At 72.7% G+C, this 17,974-nt stretch carries 19 protein-coding genes and 1 riboswitch; of the genes, 13 read left to right on the top strand and 6 right to left on the bottom strand.

All coding sequences use genetic code 11. From position 1 onward, the window contains the following. Positions 1-9: 9 nt before the first annotated feature. From ACFYXS_RS27965 to ACFYXS_RS27955, 3 genes are all read left to right on the top strand, one after another. Positions 10-1,110, top strand: a complete 1,101-nt coding sequence (locus ACFYXS_RS27965) for a LacI family DNA-binding transcriptional regulator (RefSeq protein WP_389253031.1) — start codon at positions 10-12, stop codon at positions 1,108-1,110. 222 nt (positions 1,111-1,332) lie between these two features. Beyond that, entirely contained in the window at positions 1,333-2,337 is a 1,005-nt protein-coding gene (locus ACFYXS_RS27960) for a metallophosphoesterase (protein ID WP_389253029.1), read from the top strand. Between the two features lie 158 nt (positions 2,338-2,495). Further along, positions 2,496-3,356, top strand: a complete 861-nt coding sequence (locus ACFYXS_RS27955; RefSeq protein ID WP_389253027.1) for a hypothetical protein — start codon at positions 2,496-2,498, stop codon at positions 3,354-3,356. Positions 3,357-3,455: 99 nt separating this feature from the next. On the opposite strand, the gene thiC is transcribed toward ACFYXS_RS27955, so the two are convergent. Continuing rightward, entirely contained in the window at positions 3,456-5,201 is a 1,746-nt protein-coding gene (gene thiC / locus ACFYXS_RS27950; RefSeq protein ID WP_389253025.1) for a phosphomethylpyrimidine synthase ThiC, read from the bottom strand. After that, positions 5,193-5,320, bottom strand: a riboswitch (TPP riboswitch). Its footprint overlaps the gene before it by 9 nt. A 62-nt stretch (positions 5,321-5,382) precedes the next feature. Between thiC and ACFYXS_RS27945 the strand changes: the two genes are divergently transcribed. From ACFYXS_RS27945 to ACFYXS_RS27935, 3 genes are all read left to right on the top strand, one after another. Beyond that, positions 5,383-6,705, top strand: coding sequence for a YibE/F family protein (locus tag ACFYXS_RS27945; RefSeq protein WP_389253023.1), 1,323 nt, complete (start codon positions 5,383-5,385; stop codon positions 6,703-6,705). 26 nt (positions 6,706-6,731) lie between these two features. After that, positions 6,732-6,932, top strand: coding sequence for a hypothetical protein (locus tag ACFYXS_RS27940; RefSeq protein WP_389253021.1), 201 nt, complete (start codon positions 6,732-6,734; stop codon positions 6,930-6,932). A gap of 121 nt (positions 6,933-7,053) precedes the next feature. Further along, positions 7,054-8,517, top strand: a complete 1,464-nt coding sequence (locus ACFYXS_RS27935) for an SPFH domain-containing protein (protein WP_389253019.1) — start codon at positions 7,054-7,056, stop codon at positions 8,515-8,517. Between the two features lie 45 nt (positions 8,518-8,562). Here the strand turns inward: ACFYXS_RS27935 and ACFYXS_RS27930 are convergent, their stop codons facing one another. Together ACFYXS_RS27930 and ACFYXS_RS27925 are read right to left on the bottom strand one after the other, a co-directional pair. Then, entirely contained in the window at positions 8,563-8,781 is a 219-nt protein-coding gene (locus ACFYXS_RS27930; protein ID WP_319663393.1) for a DUF5326 family protein, read from the bottom strand. A 120-nt stretch (positions 8,782-8,901) separates the two neighbouring features. Next, positions 8,902-9,219 carry a cupin domain-containing protein gene (locus ACFYXS_RS27925; RefSeq protein ID WP_389253016.1) on the bottom strand — a complete coding sequence of 106 codons (318 nt, stop codon included), beginning with the start codon at positions 9,217-9,219 and terminating at the stop codon, positions 8,902-8,904. A gap of 57 nt (positions 9,220-9,276) precedes the next feature. Here ACFYXS_RS27925 and ACFYXS_RS27920 point away from each other — a divergent pair, with 57 nt between their 5' ends. The 6 genes from ACFYXS_RS27920 (at position 9,277) to ACFYXS_RS27895 (ending at position 14,074) form a co-directional block, all read left to right on the top strand. Then, positions 9,277-9,654 carry a phage holin family protein gene (locus tag ACFYXS_RS27920; protein ID WP_389253014.1) on the top strand — a complete coding sequence of 126 codons (378 nt, stop codon included), beginning with the start codon at positions 9,277-9,279 and terminating at the stop codon, positions 9,652-9,654. 25 nt (positions 9,655-9,679) lie between these two features. After that, the gene (locus ACFYXS_RS27915; RefSeq protein WP_389253011.1) at positions 9,680-10,216 is read left to right on the top strand and encodes a low molecular weight protein-tyrosine-phosphatase; all 537 of its coding nucleotides are present in this window, start codon (positions 9,680-9,682) and stop codon (positions 10,214-10,216) included. Continuing rightward, positions 10,213-11,106, top strand: a complete 894-nt coding sequence (locus ACFYXS_RS27910) for a fructosamine kinase family protein (RefSeq protein WP_389253008.1) — start codon at positions 10,213-10,215, stop codon at positions 11,104-11,106. Before ACFYXS_RS27915 ends, ACFYXS_RS27910 begins: the two co-directional genes overlap by 4 nt. A gap of 81 nt (positions 11,107-11,187) precedes the next feature. After that, positions 11,188-12,321: a cystathionine gamma-lyase gene (locus tag ACFYXS_RS27905; protein WP_389253006.1), complete on the top strand. Its 1,134-nt coding sequence runs from the start codon at positions 11,188-11,190 to the stop codon at positions 12,319-12,321. Positions 12,322-12,546: 225 nt separating this feature from the next. Then, complete coding sequence (locus ACFYXS_RS27900; RefSeq protein ID WP_389253004.1) at positions 12,547-13,443, top strand: LysR family transcriptional regulator; 897 nt, start codon at positions 12,547-12,549, stop codon at positions 13,441-13,443. A gap of 103 nt (positions 13,444-13,546) precedes the next feature. Further along, positions 13,547-14,074 carry an NUDIX domain-containing protein gene (locus ACFYXS_RS27895; protein WP_389253002.1) on the top strand — a complete coding sequence of 176 codons (528 nt, stop codon included), beginning with the start codon at positions 13,547-13,549 and terminating at the stop codon, positions 14,072-14,074. 84 nt (positions 14,075-14,158) lie between these two features. Here the strand turns inward: ACFYXS_RS27895 and ACFYXS_RS27890 are convergent, their stop codons facing one another. The 3 genes from ACFYXS_RS27890 to ACFYXS_RS27880 all read right to left on the bottom strand — a co-directional run bounded on the left by ACFYXS_RS27890 (position 14,159) and on the right by ACFYXS_RS27880 (position 16,981). Next, complete coding sequence (locus ACFYXS_RS27890; protein WP_389253404.1) at positions 14,159-15,634, bottom strand: globin domain-containing protein; 1,476 nt, start codon at positions 15,632-15,634, stop codon at positions 14,159-14,161. Positions 15,635-15,881: 247 nt separating this feature from the next. Then, positions 15,882-16,514 (bottom strand): HAD family hydrolase, encoded by a 633-nt coding sequence (locus ACFYXS_RS27885; protein ID WP_389253000.1) that lies wholly within the window; start codon positions 16,512-16,514, stop codon positions 15,882-15,884. A 71-nt stretch (positions 16,515-16,585) separates the two neighbouring features. After that, positions 16,586-16,981: a hypothetical protein gene (locus ACFYXS_RS27880; protein ID WP_389252998.1), complete on the bottom strand. Its 396-nt coding sequence runs from the start codon at positions 16,979-16,981 to the stop codon at positions 16,586-16,588. Between the two features lie 83 nt (positions 16,982-17,064). Between ACFYXS_RS27880 and ACFYXS_RS27875 the strand changes: the two genes are divergently transcribed. Further along, positions 17,065-17,946 carry a GNAT family N-acetyltransferase gene (locus ACFYXS_RS27875; RefSeq protein WP_389252996.1) on the top strand — a complete coding sequence of 294 codons (882 nt, stop codon included), beginning with the start codon at positions 17,065-17,067 and terminating at the stop codon, positions 17,944-17,946. Positions 17,947-17,974 lie beyond the last annotated feature (28 nt).

Below are 17,974 nucleotides of genomic sequence, written 5' to 3'. Positions count from 1 at the left end.
CACCACGCCATGACAGCAGCAGGGAACCACCAGGCGAACCGGCCCGTCGGACGCCGGCTGGAGCGGGCGGGCATCAGGGACGTGGCCGCCGCGGCCGGTGTCTCGATCACCACTGTCTCCGACGCGCTCAACGGCAAGGGCCGGCTGCCCGACGCCACCCGCCGCCACGTCCGTGAGGTCGCCGACCGGCTGGGCTACCGGCCCTCGGCCGCCGCCCGCACGCTGCGCACCGGCCGGTCGGGGCTCATCGGGCTGACCGTGACCACCTACGGGGAAGAACCTTTCACCTTCACCGAGTTCGCCTACTTCGCCGAGATGGCCAGGGCCGCCACCTCCGCCGCGCTCGCCCGCGGCTACGCCCTGGTCATCCTGCCCGCCTCGTCCCGCCACGACGTGTGGAGCAACGTCGCGCTCGACGGCACCGTCGTGATCGACCCCTCCGACCACGACCCGATGGTCACCGAACTGGTCCGGCAGGGCATCCCCGTGGTCAGCGACGGCCGCCCGGCCGGCAGCCTGCCCGTCCAGGCCTGGGTCGACAACGACCACGAGGCCGCCGTTCTCGGCATCCTGGAGCACCTCGCCGAGTCCGGCGCCCGCCGGATCGGCCTGCTCACCGGCACCAGCACGGACACCTACACCCGGCTGTCGACCAGCGCCTACCTCAGCTGGTGCGAGCGCATCGGGCAGGAACCGGTGGTCGAGTCCTACCCGGCCCACGACCCCTGCGCCGGGGCGGTCGCCGCCGACCGGCTGCTCGCCCGCCCCGACCGGCCCGACGCGGTCTACGGCCTCTTCGACCCCAACGGCACCGACCTGCTGGCCGCCGCCCGCCGCTACGGGCTGCGCGTCCCGGAGGACCTGCTGCTGGTGTGCTGCAGCGAGAGCATGGTCTACGCGGCCACCGAGCCGCCCATCACCACGCTCTCCCTCAAACCGGGACGCATCGGCACCGCCGTCGTCCAACTGCTCATCGACGCCATCGAGGGCGTGGACGGCGGCCGGCCGGTGCAGCAGGTCATGCCGACGGACCTCATCGTCCGCACCTCCTCCCAGCCCCGCTCCCCCCGCACCACGGTGAACCCGCCGCGGGGGCCCTCCGGGGGATGAGCCGCCCGGCGGGGACCCGGGGCACGGCGGCGCGCACCCGGACCCAACGATGCGGAGCCGTATCCTCCGGGGCGCGATGGGCCCGCCCCGGGGGATTTTGTCCGGACCAGATGAAATCGCTATCACCAGGTGTGTCACGCCGCGACATCGTCATTCCTATGATGGGCGGATGGCGGCGCGACGGTGGAGGGTTCGATGACTCAGGGGGCAGGTCAGGGACCCATGCTCGGCACGGGGTTCGGCGGGCATCCACAGGGTGCGGAGGCCGCGGCCCAGAGCGCGCCACCGGCGCCTCCCGGCCCGCAGTCCGGCTACGAGCCCACGCTCGTCGACGAGGCGCCGCTCCCCGAGGAGTACACGCCCACCCAGCGCGACCTCCCGGTCATCAGCGCCGCCGACGAACCGCCGCTCGGCCCGCTCTACGTGGTCGGCGACGTCCACGGCTACCTCGGCGAGCTCTGCGACGCCCTGTACGCGATCGGGCTGATCGACGCCGAGGGGCACTGGGCGGCCGGCAACGCCCGCCTGTGGTTCCTCGGCGACTTCACCGACCGCGGCCCGGACGGCGTCGGCGTCATCGACCTGGTCATGCAGTTGTCCGCCGAGGCCGCCGCGGCCGGCGGCTACACCCGCGCCCTCATGGGCAACCACGAGCTGCTGCTCTACGGCGCCCACCGCTTCGGCGACACACCGGTGAACTCCGCCGCCGGCACCGCCACCTTCCTGGCCGCCTGGCGCCTCAACGGCGGCCAGACCAGCGACATGGAGCGGCTCGAGGACCACCACATCGCCTGGATGTCCCGGCTGGACGCGGCCGCCCTCGCCGACGGCCACCTCCTGCTGCACTCCGACACCACGGCGTACCTGGAGTACGGCGAGACCATCGACGCCATGAACGACACGGTCACCGGCATCCTGCAGCGCGGCGACGCCGACGAGTGCTGGGAGCTGTTCCGCAAGTTCACCCGGCGCTTCGCCTTCCGCGGCGAGGCCGGGGCGCAGGCGGCCCGGGAACTGCTGGACACCTACGGCGGCCGGCGCGTCGTGCACGGCCACAGCCCCATCCCGTACCTGCTCGGCGAGGTCGGCGGGGAGAACACCCCGGACTCCCCCGACCGGACCACCGTGATCGAGGGACCGCACGTCTACGCCGACAACCTCGCGGTGGCCATGGACGGCGGGGTCACCATGGACGGCAAACTCCTGGTCGCACGCCTGCCGTTGTAGCCCCCGAAACCCCCATTTTCCGGAAACACTCTGTCACCCCGTCACCTCCGCGCTCTACCATCGGGGTATCCGTAGGCAGCTTCTCCTCCGCTTCCGCCCAGCCGGTCCGGAACTCCAGCGCGGACTTCGGGGCGGCACCGGAGACGGAGCATCGGGGGATGCACATGAACAGCGCTCCACATCTGCTGGCCGAGGACCGCCCGGAGTTCGAGCGCGTCCTCGACAGGGCCCTGCACTCGGAGGGCACCCGGGCCGCCCTCGCGGACGCCCGGAACCCGCTCAACACCGAGCAGTTGCGCACCATGGCGCTCAGCGCCGCCGCGCCGATCTCCGCCTGCGCGGCCCCGGAGTACGAGAGTTACGTCAAGGCCCGTGAGGCGCTGTCCGAGCAACGCCGCGAGCAGCGGGTCGCCGCCGTCTCCGGCATCGGGTACGCCGCCGCCGCACCGGGCGTCGCCGACGGCTCGGGTGCCGGGCTGTTCGCGATCGTCGCCGTCCTCACACCCGTCCTCGCCGGCACCGCCGCCGTGATCTTCCTCGTCCTGGGCTACGCCCTGGCGCTCGGCCACCCCGAGCCGGACATCGCCGGTCCGTTGCGTCAGGCCGGCTGGCTCTTCGCGGCGGTCGCCGCCTGCGGCGTCGTCGTCGGCATGATCGGCCTGCTCCTCACGGCCCTGCGCAACGACCCCACCGCCGAGGGCGACCACCCACCCGACGAACCGCCCGAGATCGCCGCGGCGCGCGAGATCTGGCGCCGGGCCCTGCTGGAACGCGGCCTCCAGCCCTTTCTGGACGCGGCCCTGGCCAAGGCCGCCGGCTCCGCCCCGCCGCCCCCACCGGACCGCCAGGGCGGCGACGGCAACCACCGCATGCCGCGCCTGGGTTACTCCCGCCCCGACTTCACCAGCCCCGGCCCCGAGTCCTCCCCGGAACCCGGGCACCGGTTCACCAGTCCCGACTTCTCCAGCCCCGACTTCTCCAGCCCGGACTACGGGGGCCCCGACCACGCCCCCAACTGACCGCCGCACGACGGCCCGGTCCACCGGCCGCGGACGGCCCCCGTCCCCGCGTCGCCGCGGGACCGGGGGCCGTGTCGTTCGCTTCCGTGCGGGGCGGGCTCAGTCCGCCAGCGGCAGGTAGACCCGGTTGCCCGAGGCGGCGAACTCCCTCGACTTCTCCGCCATGCCGGCCTCGATCTCCTCGGCCGTGCCGCCGTGCTGCCGCCTGATGTCCTGGGAGATCTTCATCGAGCAGAACTTCGGGCCGCACATGGAGCAGAAGTGCGCGGTCTTCGCCGGCTCCGCCGGCAGCGTCTCGTCGTGGAAGGCCCGTGCCGTGTCCGGGTCGAGGGCCAGGTTGAACTGGTCCTCCCAGCGGAACTCGAAGCGGGCGTCGGACAGGGCGTCGTCCCAGTCCTGCGCGCCGGGATGGCCCTTGGCGAGGTCGGCGGCGTGGGCGGCGATCTTGTAGGTGATCACGCCGGTCTTGACGTCGTCGCGGTCGGGCAGGCCCAGGTGCTCCTTGGGGGTGACGTAGCAGAGCATCGCCGTCCCCCACCAGGCGATCATCGCGGCGCCGATGCCGGAGGTGATGTGGTCGTAGGCGGGCGCGATGTCCGTGGTCAGCGGCCCGAGGGTGTAGAACGGCGCCTCCTCGCAGATCTCCTGCTGGAGTTCCACGTTCTCGCGGATCTTGTGCATCGGGACATGCCCCGGCCCCTCGATCATGGTCTGCACGCCGTGCCGCTTCGCGACGGTGTTGAGTTCGCCGAGCGTGCGCAGCTCCGCGAACTGGGCCTCGTCGTTGGCGTCGGCGATGGAGCCGGGACGCAGACCGTCGCCGAGGGAGTACGTGACGTCGTAGGCGGCGAGGATCTCGCAGAGCTCCTCGAAGTTCTCGTAGAGGAAGCTCTCCTTGTGGTGCGTCAGGCACCAGGCCGCCATGATCGAGCCGCCGCGGGAGACGATGCCGGTCCTGCGGCGGGCGGTCAGGGGCACGTACCGCAGCAGGACGCCCGCGTGGACGGTCATGTAGTCGACGCCCTGCTCGGCCTGCTCGACGACCGTGTCCTTGTAGATCTCCCAGGTCAGCTCCTCGGCCCTGCCGTCGACCTTCTCCAGGGCCTGGTAGAGGGGCACGGTGCCGATGGGGACGGGGGAGTTGCGCAGCACCCACTCGCGGGTGGTGTGGATGTTGCGGCCGGTGGACAGGTCCATCACCGTGTCGGCGCCCCAGCGGGTGGCCCAGGTCATCTTCTCCACCTCCTCCTCGATGGAGGAGGCGACGGCGGAGTTGCCGATGTTGGCGTTGACCTTCACCAGGAACCGCTTGCCGATGATCATCGGCTCGGTCTCCGGGTGGTTGACGTTCGCCGGCAGCACCGCCCGGCCCGCCGCGATCTCCTCGCGGACGACCTCGGGGGCGACGTCCTCGCGGATCGCGACGAACTCCATCTCCGGGGTGATCTCGCCGCGTCGGGCGTACACGAGCTGGGTGACCGCCCGCCCGTCCCGTCCGCGCCGGGGCAGGCGCGGACGGCCGGGGAAAACGGCGTCCAGGTTGCGCAGCCCGCCGCGGGGCGAGGTGTGCTTGATGCCGTCGTCCTCGGGGCGGACGGGACGGCCGGGGTACTCGTCGGTGTCGCCGCGGGCGACGATCCAGTTCTCGCGCAGCGGCTCCAGGCCGCGGCGCACGTCGGTGGTGACGGTGGGGTCGGTGTACGGTCCGGACGTGTCGTACAGCGTCACGTCCCGGCCGTTGGTGAGGTGCACCCGGCGGACGGGGACCTCGATGTCCGGGCGTGACCCGGTCACATAGCCCTTGTGCCAGCCGATGTCGCGCGCGTTCGCATCGCGCATGGTCATGAGACCCACTCCCTACGCCGGCATTACCCGGTAACAGGTTCAGCGGTCGACGCAGCTGGTGGCCCTCGGCCGGTCAGCGCCCTCTCAGCCCGGTGCTCCGAGCTCCCGCGGTGTGCAAAGGTGCGACCACGCTAGCGGGTCTTCTCCGACGCACACCAGGGGGCCTTGGGATGATCGGCGCGTGGACTCCCCTCATGCGCAACCCCAGCCCCACGGGCACAGCCACGGGCACAGCCATGGCCACGGTCCCGTGCCGCCGGTCTCCCGGCACCTGCGGAAGGTCATCGCCGCGGTCCTGATCCCGTTCGTCGCCGCGGTGGTGGTCGGCCTCGTGGTGCTCTGGCCGAACGGGGTGCCGGCCCACAAGCGGACGGGCGTCGGATTCGACCAGCAGACGCAGTCGGGCCGGGTGGTGCGGGTCGAGAACGTCAAGTGCGCGGACGTCAACGCCGAGCCGAACAACCCCGGCGGGCCCGGCGCGACGCCGTCCGGCGGGCCGTCTCCCGCCCCGTCGGCGGCCCCGTCGATCTGCGAGCGGGCGACCATCCGGGTCACCTCCGGCAAGGACACCGGCCGTACCTTCACCGAGATCGTGCAGCCGAGCCAGACCCGGCACTACACGGAGGGGCAGAAGGTCCTCCTGTCCTACGCGCCCGCCGCGCCCAAGGAGTTGCAGTACTCGGTCGCCGACGTGGACCGGTCGCTGCCGCTGTGGCTGCTCGCCGGTCTCTTCGCGGCGGCGGTGGTCCTGGTCGGGCGGCTGCGCGGGATCCTGGCGCTGGTGGCGCTGATCATCAGTTTCGCCGTGCTGACGCTGTTCATCCTCCCGGCGATCCTGCACGGCAGTGATCCGCTGCTGGTCGCGGTCGTCGGCGGCAGCGCCATCATGCTGATCGCGCTCTACATGTGCCACGGCCTCAACGCCCGTACCTCGGTGGCCGTCCTCGGCACGCTCTGCTCGCTGCTGCTGATCGCGCTGCTGGGCTCGGTGTTCATCGACTGGGCGGTGCTCAGCGGCAACACCTCGGACGAGACCGGGCTGATCCACGACCTCTACCCGGGCATCGAGATCCACGGCCTGCTGCTGGCGGGCATCGTCATCGGCTCGCTCGGTGTCCTGGACGACGTGACGGTCACCCAGACCTCGGCCGTGTGGGAGCTGCGGGAGGCCGATCCGAGCGCCGGCCGGCGGAAGTTGTACCGGGCGGCGATGCGCATCGGGCGGGACCACATCGCCTCGGTGGTCAACACCCTGGTGCTGGCGTACGCGGGCGCCGCGCTCCCGCTGCTGCTGCTCTTCTCCATCGCGCAGCGCGGCGTGCTGGCGGTGGCCGGCAGCGAGCTGGTCGCCGAGGAGATCGTCCGGACCCTGGTCGGCAGCATCGGGCTGGTGGTGGCGGTGCCGCTGACGACCGCGCTGGCCGCGCTGGTGGTGTCGGCGGACCGCTCGGGGAGGGACACTGTCCCCACGGGCGGCGGGCGCCGCCGGCGGCGGGCGCGCTGAGTTCCGCGAGTACGGGGGTGGGCAGGGTGATCGGGCTTCAGGGGAGGGTGACCGGCACGGTCGGCCCGGAGCTGGTCGGCGAGGTGATCGTGCAGGTCCGCGGGGGTGCGGAAGCCTTCCTCGCATACCCGGCGACCGCGGGGGAGCGCATCGCGAAGGGCACGGTCGTGGTGGTCGTCGAGTACCTGCCGCCGCGGACCGTGTACGTCGTACCGGCGTACGGCTGAGGGGAGTCGGGCGCGTTCGTATCAAGAACGCGACAAGGATGCGCCAGGATCTTCCGGTGCGTCTTGCGCAGGCGCACACTCCCGTACGCGGCCCCGATCGGGGCCAATCGTAAGGGGGCGTATGCCGATGGTGATCGGCGTCGCGGCGGGCGCGGTGCTCGTCGCTCTCATTGTGTTGATCGTGCTGTTCCGGCTCATGTGGCGGGTTGCCGAGCCGAACGAGGCACTGGTCATCTCGGGTTCCAAGCACCGTGCGGACGGTGTCGGGGAGGGCATGGGATTCCGCGTCGTCACCGGTCGCGGAACGCTGGTGATGCCCGGTGTCCAGGTGGTGCGGAAGCTGTCGCTCGACCTCAACGAGGCCGAACTGAACGTGGACTGCGTCACGCAGCAGGGCATCCCGCTCAAGGTGCACGGCGTGGTGATCTTCAAGGTCGGCGACGACTTCGTGTCGATCGCCAACGCCGCGCGGCGTTTCCTGGACCAGCAGAAGTTCATGGCCGAGCGTGTGCACAACGTCTTCGCCGGTCATCTGCGGTCCATCGTGGGCGGGTTGACGGTGGAGCAGATGATCCGTGACCGGGAGCGGCTGACGGCCGAGACCCGGGCGGCGTCGGGCTCGGAGATGGAGAAGCTCGGCCTGATCATCGACTCGCTGCAGATCCACGAGATCGTCGACCCGACCGGGTACATCAAGAACCTCTCCGCCCCGCACGCGGCCGCCGTCCACCGCGACGCCCGTATCGCGCAGGCGGAGGCGGACCGGATGGCCACCGAGGCCGAGCAGCAGGCCGCGGCCCGGATGGCGGAGGCCACCCGGGACAGCCAGATCCTCCAGGCCGGTTACATGGCCGAACGGGACAAGGCCACCGCGTCCGCGCAGCAGGCGGGCCCGCTCGCCGACGCCGCGGCCCGGCAGGAGGTCGTGGTGCAGGAGACCCGGGTCGCCGAACTGGAGGCACAGCGCCGCGAGCAGCAGCTCCAGGCGGACGTCCGCAAGCCGGCGGACGCCTCCGCGTACGAGAAGCGGACGCTGGCCGAGGCCGAGCGCGACGCGCGGATCTCGGCGGCCGAGGCGAAGGCCAAGGAGACCGAACTGGCCGCGATCGCCGAGGCGAACCGGGTGAAGTCGGCCGCCGCCGCGCAGGCGGAGCAGACCAAGCTCAGCGGTATGGCGAGCGCCGCGGCCACCCGGGCCACGGGTGAGGCCGAGGCCGCGGCCACGCAGGCCCGCGGTCTGGCGGAGGCCGAGTCCGCGAAGGCGAAGGGTCTGGCGGAGGCCGAGGCGATCAAGGCGCGGGCCGCCGCGCTGGCGGAGAACCAGGAGGCGGTCGTCGCCCAGCAACTGGCCGAGAACTGGCCGGAGATCGTCCGGGCCGGCGCGTCCGCCTTCGGCAACGTCGACCACATGGTGCTGCTCAACGGCGCCGACGGCATGTCCGAGATGTTCGCCAAGGCGCTCACCATGGGCGGCACGGGCCTGGGGCTGGCCCGTCAGCTGCTCGCCCAGATGAACGGTGGGGCCGAGCCGTCGTCCAATGGCTCGGCGCCGCAACGCCCCGAGCGCGTCCCGCTCAAGGACTGAGCGGCGCGCTCCCGCGGGGTCCGGTCTTCGCCGGGCCCCGCGGGGTCACCACCTGTCGTGGGAGTCCGAAGACGAGGACGACGAGGTGACCTTCTTCACGACGAACACCAGGCCGCCGACGAGCGCCACGAAGATCAGCACCTTGAACAGCAGCCAGAACAGGAAGCCGACCGCGCTGGCGATCATGCCGCCGAAGACCACGATCGCGATCACCGGCACCGCGATCCACTTGACCCACCAGGGAACGCCCTCGAAGAGCTTCACCGTTTCCTCCTCCGTATCGTCCTTGTCCCCAAGGCTAGGGCCGCGGGGGGCCCGCGCGGAGGCCCGGTGGACCCCATCCGTCCCTGACCGTCCCCCTACGGGACCCGGGGGGGGCGCCCCTCATCCCTCCGGCGGCGAGAAGACCACCAGGACCCGCAGATCCTCGCTGACGTGGTGGAAACGGTGCGGCACCCGGGCGGGTACAAAGACCACGCTGCCCCGCGCGACCTGCGTCGTCTCCTCCCCCACGGTGATCAGCGCGCGGCCGCTCACCACCAGGTAGATCTCGTCCTGGGCGTGCGGCTTCTGCGGGTCGAGGTCGCCGGCCGCCAGCGCGTACAGCCCGGCGGACATGTTCCGCTCCCGCAGGAAGCTCAGATACGCGCCGTTGTTGGCGGCGCGTTCGGCCTCCAGGTCGTCCAGCCGGAACACCTTCACTTGCCCGCTCCCTTGCACCCCTGTGCCTGCGCGATCACTTCTGCGACGATCTCAGCCATGATGAACTTCGTCGTCAAGACGCTCGCGAACGCCGGGGCCCTGCTCGTGGCCATCTGGCTCGTGGGCAGCATCACGCTCACCGGTGACGACACGGCGCACAAGGCTCTCACCCTGATCCTGGTCGCCCTGGTCTTCGGCCTGGTCAACTGGCTGGTGAAGCCGTTGGTGAAGCTGCTCTCGTTCCCCCTGCTGATCCTCACCCTGGGATTGTTCACCCTGGTGGTGAACGCCCTGATGCTGCTGCTGACCTCCTGGCTGTCCGGCAAGCTGAGCCTGGACTTCCACGTCGAGGGCTTCTGGGCTGCCGTGCTCGGCGGTCTGATCATCAGCATCGTGTCCTGGGCGCTGAACATGCTCCTGCCCGACGAGGACTGAGCGCGGGAGCTGCATCATGGAGGCCATGAGCGCTGCGTCGTCGTCCCGCACACCGTTCCGGGTGTGCTTCGTCTGCACCGGCAACATCTGCCGGTCGCCCATGGCCGAGCACGTCTTCCGCGCCCGCGTCGAGGAGGCCGGGCTCGACGGCCTGGTCGTGGTCGACAGCGCGGGTACCGGCTCCTGGCACGAGGGGGACGGCGCCGACCACCGCACGGTCTCCGTGCTCCGTGCCGCGGGGTACGGGCACGAGCACGTCGCCCGGCAGTTCCAGCCGGAGTGGTTCGCCGATCTCGACCTGGTCGTCGCCCTGGACGCCGGGCACCTGAGGGCCCTGCGGCGCCTCGCGCCGACCCCGCGGGACGCCGCCAAGGTACGACTGCTGCGCAGCTGGGACCCGGCGGTCGCGGGCTCGGCGGACGCCGCCGCACTCAACGTACCGGACCCCTACTACGGGGACATGGACGGCTTCGCGCTCTGCCTGGAGATGTGCGAGGCCGCCGCCGACGGTCTGCTGGACACCGTGCGCGACGCCCTCGGCGAGCCCGCCCCGGCGCCGTGAACCGGCCCGGCGGCCTCGCCGGCCTCGCCGCCCGCGTGTCGGCCCTGCTGGGCCGGGACGCGGGCGATCCGGTCCCGGTGGGCGGCGGTTCCATCTGCGCGGCGGCCCGGCTGGTCGGGCCCGGCGGCCGTGACGCGGTCTTCGCCAAGACGCTCGACGACGCCCCGGACGGTTTCTTCGCCGCGGAGGCCGCGGGACTGCGGCTGCTCGCCGCCACCGGCACGGTCGCGGTGCCGCAGGTGCTGGCGGCCGACCGGAACACCCTGGTCCTGGAGTGGGTCGAGCCCGGGCCCGCCACGCCCTCCCAGGCCGAACGGCTGGGCCGTGAGCTCGCCGCACTGCACGACGTGCCGGCCGCGGCCTGGGGCACCGCCGGCCCCGGCTTCATCGGCCGGCTCCCGCTGCCGTCCCCCGCCGGACCGCCGCCGGCCGCCCCGGAGGACTGGCCGGCCTTCCATGCCGAGCACCGGCTGCTGCCCTACCTGCGGCAGGCCGCCGGTGACGCGATGGCCCCGGCCGACGTGCGGTCGGTGGAGCGGGTCTGCGAGCTGCTGCCGCGGATCGCGGGAGCCCCGAGGCCGCCCGCGCTGGTCCACGGCGACCTGTGGTCCGGCAACGTCCTGTTCGCCGCCGACGGCCGCGCCCGGCTGGTCGACCCGGCCGCGCAGGGCGGCCACCCGGAGGCGGACCTGGCGATGCTGGAGCTGTTCGGCTGCCCGCAGTTGCCGCGGATCCTGGCGGCGTACGAGGAGGTGCGCCCGGTGCCGGGGCGGCGGGAGCGGGTGGCGCTGCACCAATTGCACCCGCTGCTGGTGCACGCGGCGCTCTTCGGCGGCCACTACGGGGCCGCCGCGGGCCGCGCCGCCCGGGATGCCCTGTCGCGGGCCTGAGGCCCGATCGGGTTGGATGGGCCGTACACCGACATGGTCCGCCGTGACGTCCGACGTGGCGGGGAGAGCGAGGAGAGCGCGATGACCGAGTACGAGAACGCGCCCGGGGACAGCACGCGCAGCGTGCACGCCGGGCGCCCGGAAGCACGGCCGCACGAGCCGGCGCTGCCCGGCCCGGTCTTCGCCGCGCACTTCCACCTGCCCGGCGACGTCTCCGGCCCGTACACCTACGGCCGCGACGAGAACCCCACGTGGACCCGGCTGGAGGAGGCCATCTCCGCCCTGGAGTCCCCGGACACCGACGCCGAGACCCTGGTCTTCTCCTCCGGCATGGGCGCGATCTCCTCCGTGCTGCTCTCCCAGGTGCGCACCGGGGACACCGTGGTGCTCCCCTCGGACTGCTACCAGGCCACCCGCTCCCTGCGCGGGCGCCTGGAGGAGTACGGGGTGGACGTACGGCTCGCCCCGACCGCGGGCGAGGCGCAGGCGGAGGTGCTCCAGGGCGCGAGGCTGCTGTGGATCGAGACCCCGTCCAACCCGGGCCTGGACGTGTGCGACATCCGGCGGCTGGCCGACGCTGCGCACGCCGCCGGGGCACTGGTCGCCGTGGACAACACCCTGGCCACGCCGCTCGGTCAGCGCCCGCTCGACCTCGGCGCGGACTTCTCGGTGGCCAGCGGCACCAAGGCGCTGTCCGGCCACGGCGACCTGCTGCTGGGCTACGTGACCACCCGCCGCCCCGAACTCGCCGCCCAGGTGAGGCTGTGGCGCAAGACGGTCGGCGCCATCCCGGGCCCGATGGAGGCCTGGCTGGCGCACCGCTCGCTGTCCACCCTCGCGCTGCGCGTGGACCGGCAGGCCGCCAACGCCCTGGCCTTGACCGCGGCGTTGCTGGAGCGCCCCGAGGTCACCGATGTGCGCCACCCCGGCCACCCCGAGGACCCCGCGCACGCCGTCGCCGCCGCGCAGATGACCCGCTTCGGCAGCGTCGTCTCCTTCACCCTCCCGGACAAGGCGCACGCCGAGCGCTTCCTGTCCGCGCTGCTGCTGACGACCGAGGCGACCAGCTTCGGCAGCGTGACGAGCACGGCCGAGCGCCGTGCTCGCTGGGGCGGGGACGCGGTGCCCGAGGGCTTCGTCCGCTTCTCGGTGGGTGTGGAGGACGCGGCCGACATCGTGCGGGACGTGCTGCACGCGCTCGACGCCGCCAAGTAGCGTCCGCTGTTCACACAGAACAGATATATCTGCGTAGACGTCGCTACGCAGAATGGGTGGCCCGAGCCTCCCCCCTCGTGGCTCGGACCACCCTGGCTTTACGCGCGGAGATCCGCTCGAACAAGGCTAGTTGACTCTGCGTCAGTGTCCAATCACAGTTGCGATGCAGACCTATCGATATATTTATAGTTGCGGGCACGACAAACGCTTCAAGGGAGCGGTTCCATGGATCTGGCTCTGCTGCGCACGTTCGTCACGGTGCACCGAGCCGGATCCTTCACCAGGGCCGCCCAGTTGCTGGGCCTGTCCCAGCCCGCGGTGACCAGCCAGATCCGCAGCCTCGAACGGCAGGTCGGCCGCCCGCTGTTCCTCCGGCTGCCGCGCGGGGTCAGCCCCACGCCGGTCGGCGACGACCTGGCCCACCGGGTCGCCCCGCATCTCGACGCCCTCCTGGAGATCACCGAGGGGGACCTCGCCGAGGACTCCGGCCACCGCACCCTCCACCTCGCCGGGCCCCCCACCTTCACCTCGCTGCGCGCCCTGCCCGCGCTGGCGCCGCTGGTCGCCGAGGGCCTGCAACTGCGCATAGCGCTCGCCGGCGAGGACGAGGCGCTGGCCGGTCTCGCCGCCGGGCACCACGACGTGTCCCTGGGCACCATCCGCCCGCGCGACCGGCTGCTGACCGCCACCCCGCTGTGGGACGAGGAGCAGATCCTGGTCGCCGCCCCCGCCTGGCAGGAGCGCATCGGCGGCCCGCAGGCCGTGCACACCCACGGCGTACGGGCCCTGGACGACGTCCCGGTGATCTCCTACGACGAGGGCATGCCGCTGCTCGACCACTACTGGTCGGCGGTCTTCGACAGCAGCCCGGCGATCGTTCCCGCGATCGTGGTGCCGGACCTGCGGGCGGTGCTGGAGTGCGTGGTGGCCGGCGTCGGCATGGCCGTGCTGCCGCGCTACCTGTGCTGCGAGGCGCTGACCGAGGGGGCCGCCGCGGCGCTGCTGGAGCCGCCGGTGCCCCCGCTGCGCACCTACTTCGTCTCCGTGCGCGCCGGGACGCTCGCCCTGCCGCACATCGCGCGGGTGCACGAACGGCTGGTACGGGCGGCCACCGACTGGTGAGCGCGCGCCGGACGTCCGGCGGGTGACGTGCGAGGGAACTGCGCGTTCCGATTCGCCGTCCCGGAGGCGTTTGCGCCCTCCCGCGCCGCGGCAGATCTCAGGCATGCCCCCGGACACCGGAACACCTGCCCCACCCGCTCCGCCGACCGCCCCCGCCACCCGGCCCGTGGTCAAGCGCACCGCCCGCGCCATCCTGCTGGACGGCGACTCCCTCGTGCTCATCAAGCGCACCAAGCCGGGTCTCAACCCGTACTGGGTCACGCCCGGCGGCGGTGTGGAGGCCGAGGACGCCACGGTGGTGGAGGCCCTCCACCGTGAGCTCGACGAGGAGCTCGGCGCCAAGGTCACCGACGTCGTCCCCGCCTTCGTCGACACCGTCGAGCACATCTCCGGCGACGGCTCGCACGGCGTGAAGGTGCAGCACTTCTTCGTCTGCCGGCTGGCGTCGATGGACCCGGCCCGGCGGCACGGCCCCGAGGTGGACGAGCCCTCGGGGACGTACGAGATCGTGCACGTGCCCTTCAGCCGGGTCGGGCTCGCCTCGGTGGAGGTCGTCCCGCTCACCCTGCGGCACTACCTGGACGGCAACATCGAGGGCGTGCTGGGGCTGCTCTCCTCCGATCTGGGCTGATCCGGGCGGGGCGGTGGTGCGGCAACGTTTTTCCTCGTGAGGGGAGGGCGAGGGCGGGGTGCGTGGGGTGCACGGGGTACGTCGTCAGTCTCCGGCCGCCACCAGTTCCTCGATCAGGTCGTGCCGGATGCGCTGCGAGGGGATGCCGCTGCGCAGCAGGGTGTCCACGCCCCTGCGGATCATTCCGGGCGGGCCGCTCAGATAGGCGTCGAACTCCGGCCAGGGGCCGTACTGGTGGACGATCTCGGGCAGTTGACCGTGCAGACTGCCGGGCCCGCCCTCGGAGACCACCGGGCGGACGGACAGCCAGGGGTGCGTGCGGTCCAGCCGCAGCAGGGTGTCGAGGTCGTACAGGTCGTGGTCGCTGCGGGCGCCGTAGAAGACCTCCATGGCGCGCCGCCTGCCGTGCTCGGCGACGTCCTCCACCAGTGCCTTGATCGGGGCGATACCGGTGCCGCCGCCGAGGCAGAGCAGGCCGTTGTCGGCGCTGTGGTCCACGACCATCGAACCGGACGGGGGGCCGAGCCGGACGATGTCGCCCGGCCGGGCACGGTGCACCAGCGCGCCGCTGACCCAGCCGGCCGGGACGGCCTTGACGTGGAAGGCGAGCAGGCCGTCTGCGCGGGGGGCGGACGCGAAGGAGTAGTGCCGCCACACGCGCGGCCACCAGGGGGTCTCCAGCGTCGTGTACTGCCCGGCGAGGAAGGGGTAGGGCTGGTCGGGCCGCACGGTGACCACGGCTATGTCCGGGGTGCGCAGGTCGTGCGAGACGATCTCGGCGTGCCACCAGGGCGGAGCGTGCTTCTCGTCGGCGGCCGCGGCGTCGATCATGATCTGTGAGATCCCGGTGTAGGCACGTACCCAGGCGGCCTCGACCTCGTCGTCCCAGATGTCGGCGGCGTAGCGGGTCAGGGCGCCGATCAGGCATTCGCCGACGGCCGGGTAGTGCTCGGGGCGGGTGCCGTACTTGCGGTGCCCGCGGCCCAGATGGGCGAGGTATTCGGTCAGCGTCTCGGTGTCGTCGATGTGTTCGGCGGCCGTGAGAAGCGCTTTCAGCAATCGGTCGCGCTGGCTGTCCATCGCCGCCGGGAAGAGTTCGCGCAATTCCGGGTGCCGTATGAACAAAAGCGCATAGAAATACGACGTCGTTTTGTCAGCGACGGGACCGATGGTTTCCATGGTCCTGCGGATCAGCACCGCGTCCGGGCTCGGCCCGCGTTCCGCGGTGCGCGTCTCGGACCGCGGCGGTGGGTCGGGGACCGGTGAGGGCGGGGAGGGCGGCGGGGGCGGCGGGTCCGGGACCGGCCGAGGCACCGCGGTGCCGCCGCCACCGGCGTCCGGCCGCGCGGATATCCGGTGGGCGCCGGTCCTCACCGGCCGAATCGGCCGCACCGGTCTGCTGGGCGTCCCGTTCGCGGGGCCCCCCGCGCCCGTGCCGCCCGCCGCGCCGTCGTACTGCGGCCGCGGTCCGTCCGGGGGCCGGCGGGGGCTGAACCATCCCTCGGCGTCGGCGTCGGCCCCCTTGCCGGGCCCGGTCACGTTCGTGGTCAGAGCGTCCATGATCAGCTTCGCCTCGAGCTTCTCCCGGTCGGTGTCCGTCGTCGGCACACGTTCTGCGCGGAGAGCCTGCCAGCCGCGTCACGCCGAATGGACAAATAGCCGGAAGAACGGGAAACGCGGATACGAATCCCGTTAGGCTCGCTTGCCTACGGGGCCTGCCGCCGTGGAACGCCGGGTACGCTGCCGACGTTACCGAGAGCAATGCATTCCGCATTGCCGTGGCGCGGCTCCGACGGAATTCACGGCGTCACCCCGTGACGAGTGCATATGCTTCGCGCAAGTCACGTCCCGCGTAGGCGTGGGTCGCCAGGCCGCTCACGTGGTGGTCGCCGTTGACGGCCACCGAGACCGGCACCGCGGCGAAGAGCGCGGTGTCCGACATCGAGTCCCCGTACGCCACGCACTCCCGCCGGGTCACCCCGTACCGGGCGCACAGCTCGTCCGCCGCCGTCACCTTGGACTCGGGGAGCAGGATCCCCGACGGGTCCAGCAACGCGTCCGGCGCGAACGGCACCTCGGGGAAGGCGGACGCCCGCACCTCGTGCACGCCCCAGGCCAGCAGCCGCCGGACGAAGAAGTCCGGCGAGAGCGAGATCACGGCGCAGTGCTCGCCGCGGGAGGCGATGTCCGCCCACACCTCGCGTATCCCGGTGAGCCACGGGGCGCCCTCGAAGGCCGCCGTGAGGTGGGCGTCGGTCAGCAGCCCGTACATTCCCCAGGCCCGCTCGGCATAGCCGGGCGGGTCGAGGAGGCCGCCCGCCAGCGCCGTCTCCAGCTCACGGAACTCCGCCACCAGGCCCAGCTCCCGGGCGAGTTCCACACTCGCCGAGGAGCCGTGCATCAGCGTCCCGTCCATGTCGAAGATGTGCAGTCGTCCCACGTTCCCTCTCCCCTTGCCCGTCCCTCCGCGACGGTACGCGACTGCTCGGCCGGCGCGACGTGCAGCGCACGTCACCCGGCGAGCGGCACGATCACCACGTGGGAGCGCGCGCAGTGCCCGTCGGTGGACGTACTGGCCAGGGCGCACACCCGGCCGCCCAGCCCGCCCGGCCCGCCCTCGGCGCGCTGGGCGAGCGGATCGGTCGCCGGCAGCGGCACGCGGCGCCGGTCGGTCGTGATCGTCACCGTCTCCGGCCCGGACACGTCCAACGGCGTCCCCACGATGGCCGGTTCGTACTGTCCGGAGAGCAGCCCGCACGACGGGTCGTCGAAGTCGTGACGGCGCAGCCGCACCTCACCCGCGACCCGGGCCTCCACGGCCCGCAGCAGGTCCCGGGCCCGGCCGGCCGCCGCCTCCCCATGGAAGCCGACCGTGAACGGTCGCAGCCCGGGCAAGGCCGGCGTCACAGGCGGAGGACAGCCGGCCCCGCCCGATGCCCATAGGGAAAAACTATGGCCGCCGCCCACCCGCGTCCGGGCACGCTTCCCGCATGACATCCCCCTTGCCGCCGCTGCCTGCCACGCTGCCCGTCCGCCGCCTCGGCCCCGGCGACCTCGCCGCCTGCTCGGAGCTCGCCGTCAGCCGCGACTGGGGCGCCGAGGAGCACAAGTGGCGCTTCCTGTTCGGCCACGGCACCGGCTGGGGCGTCGACGCCCCCGACGGGCGGGGCCTGGCCGCCACCACCGTCCTCACCCGCTACGCGGGCGGCCTCGCCGCCGTCAGCATGGTGCTCGTCGCCGCCCGGTACGAGGGCCGCGGCCTCGGCCGGCGCATCATGACGCACGTCCTCGGCGAGGCGGGCGACGACACCGTCACCCTGCACGCCACGGACCGCGGCCGGCCCCTGTACGAGAAGCTCGGCTTCCGCGAGGTCGGCACCGTCGTCACCCACCGCGGCACTTTCCGCCCGCCGGCCACCGACGAGCCGGGCCGGGCCGCTCCCCGCCCCGCCGGGGAGGCCGACCTGCCGGCCCTGCTCGCCCTGGACGCCGAGGTGTTCGGCGCCGACCGCTCGCCGCTGCTGCGGGATCTCCCCCGGTTCGCCGAACGCACCCTGGTGACCGAGGAGGACGGCAGGCTCACGGGCTACGCCTCCGCCTGGCGCAACGACGGCACCCTCGTCGTCGGCCCGGTCGTCGCGGACACCACGGCCGGCGCCCGGCGGCTCGTCACGGCCATCGCGCACGACACCGAAGGCCCCGTCCGCCTCGACCTGCGCACCGGGGACCCCCTGCTGCACACCCTCCCCGCCTGGGCGGCCGCACACGGCGTCCTGCCCGCCTTCCCCAACGCCCTGATGGTGCTCGGCGACCGCGACCTCCCCGGCGACGACGCCCGGCGCCACACCCCGTTCATGCTGGCCCTGGGCTGACTCCCCCGTGGTGACGCGCCGGGGCGGG

This window comes from Streptomyces sp. NPDC002574 (genome assembly GCF_042889545.1).
In the GTDB taxonomy this organism is placed as follows: Bacteria; Actinomycetota; Actinomycetes; order Streptomycetales; family Streptomycetaceae; genus Actinacidiphila.
Note: the sequence above shows the minus strand (reverse complement) of the source record. Positions and strands in the feature narration are given on the sequence as shown.

Coding starts and splice junctions, on each gene's coding strand:
- ACFYXS_RS27965 (WP_389253031.1), top strand. CDS start 10: ATGACAGCAGCAGGGAACCACCAGGCGAACCGGCCCGTCGGACGCCGG.
- ACFYXS_RS27960 (WP_389253029.1), top strand. CDS start 1,333: ATGCTCGGCACGGGGTTCGGCGGGCATCCACAGGGTGCGGAGGCCGCG.
- ACFYXS_RS27955 (WP_389253027.1), top strand. CDS start 2,496: ATGCACATGAACAGCGCTCCACATCTGCTGGCCGAGGACCGCCCGGAG.
- thiC (WP_389253025.1), bottom strand. CDS start 5,201: ATGACCATGCGCGATGCGAACGCGCGCGACATCGGCTGGCACAAGGGC.
- ACFYXS_RS27935 (WP_389253019.1), top strand. CDS start 7,054: ATGCCGATGGTGATCGGCGTCGCGGCGGGCGCGGTGCTCGTCGCTCTC.
- ACFYXS_RS27920 (WP_389253014.1), top strand. CDS start 9,277: ATGATGAACTTCGTCGTCAAGACGCTCGCGAACGCCGGGGCCCTGCTC.
- ACFYXS_RS27915 (WP_389253011.1), top strand. CDS start 9,680: ATGAGCGCTGCGTCGTCGTCCCGCACACCGTTCCGGGTGTGCTTCGTC.
- ACFYXS_RS27905 (WP_389253006.1), top strand. CDS start 11,188: ATGACCGAGTACGAGAACGCGCCCGGGGACAGCACGCGCAGCGTGCAC.
- ACFYXS_RS27900 (WP_389253004.1), top strand. CDS start 12,547: ATGGATCTGGCTCTGCTGCGCACGTTCGTCACGGTGCACCGAGCCGGA.
- ACFYXS_RS27895 (WP_389253002.1), top strand. CDS start 13,547: ATGCCCCCGGACACCGGAACACCTGCCCCACCCGCTCCGCCGACCGCC.
- ACFYXS_RS27890 (WP_389253404.1), bottom strand. CDS start 15,634: ATGGACGCTCTGACCACGAACGTGACCGGGCCCGGCAAGGGGGCCGAC.
- ACFYXS_RS27875 (WP_389252996.1), top strand. CDS start 17,065: ATGACATCCCCCTTGCCGCCGCTGCCTGCCACGCTGCCCGTCCGCCGC.